The 832-nt window shown below is 67.7% G+C and carries 2 protein-coding genes; both read left to right on the top strand.

Annotation, left to right across the window (positions count from 1 at the left end; all coding sequences use genetic code 11):
- On the top strand, window positions 1-512 hold a 512-nt coding region (locus EOA60_RS35285; protein WP_128312749.1), incomplete at its 5' end, for an MFS transporter.
- Between the two features lie 30 nt (window positions 513-542).
- Window positions 543-832, top strand: a 290-nt coding sequence (locus tag EOA60_RS35280) for a DUF423 domain-containing protein (RefSeq protein ID WP_128312748.1), incomplete at its 3' end; no start/stop codon positions are given.

Raw genomic sequence — 832 nt, 5'->3', positions numbered from 1 at the left:
CGGTCTATGTGCAGCAGCTCGTCGCGGACCAGAGCAAGGTGACGATGGTCGCGGGCGTGGTGATGTCGGCGGCCGCGCTTGGAACCATCCTGTCCTCGTCGTGGCTGGGCAAGCTTGCCGATCGGGTCGGCCACTGGAACGTGGTCGTCGGCGCGCTCGCCGTTTCGGCCCTGCTGCTTGTCCCGCAAGCTTTCGTCACCGACGGCTGGCAGCTGATCGGGTTGCGCTTCCTGATGGGGCTGGCGCTGGGCGGCCTCCTGCCCTGCATCACCAGCGTCATCCGTCACAACATCCCCGACGGCGTCGGCGGCAATGTGCTCGGACTATCGATCTCGGCGCAGTATGTCGGCCAGGTCGCGGGACCGCTCGCCGGCGGCTTCGTCGGCGGCCATTTCGGCATGCGGGCGGTGTTCTTGGGCACATCGGTGCTGATGGCGCTGGGGGCGGTCTATAACTGGATTGTCCAGACGCGGCGCGCACGGCATATGCTGCTCGAGGCCGGCGAATCCTGAGCCGCGCGCGATCGAAGACGGAGCATCGAAATGAGTCTTGCCGGGCAACCATCAGACGGCGGCAGCCGCATCCTCGTGCTGGCAGGCGGTCTCGTCGGCGCGGCAGGGGTGGCGCTGTCGGCGGCGGCCGCGCATCGCGGCGGCGCCTTCACCGGCACGGCCGCATCCTTCCTGCTGATGCATGCGCCGGTCTTCCTCGCCATCGGTCTTATCGGCGGCAGCCGGTATCTCAGGATCGCAAGCCTGGCGCTGCTTGTCGGCCTGCTGCTGTTCTCGGTCGATCTTCTCGCCCGGGATTTCCTCGGTTCGCGGCTGTTTCC

Source organism: Mesorhizobium sp. M1A.F.Ca.IN.020.06.1.1, assembly GCF_004023265.1.
Taxonomy (GTDB): Bacteria; Pseudomonadota; Alphaproteobacteria; order Rhizobiales; family Rhizobiaceae; genus Mesorhizobium.
Note: the sequence above shows the minus strand (reverse complement) of the source record. Positions and strands in the feature narration are given on the sequence as shown.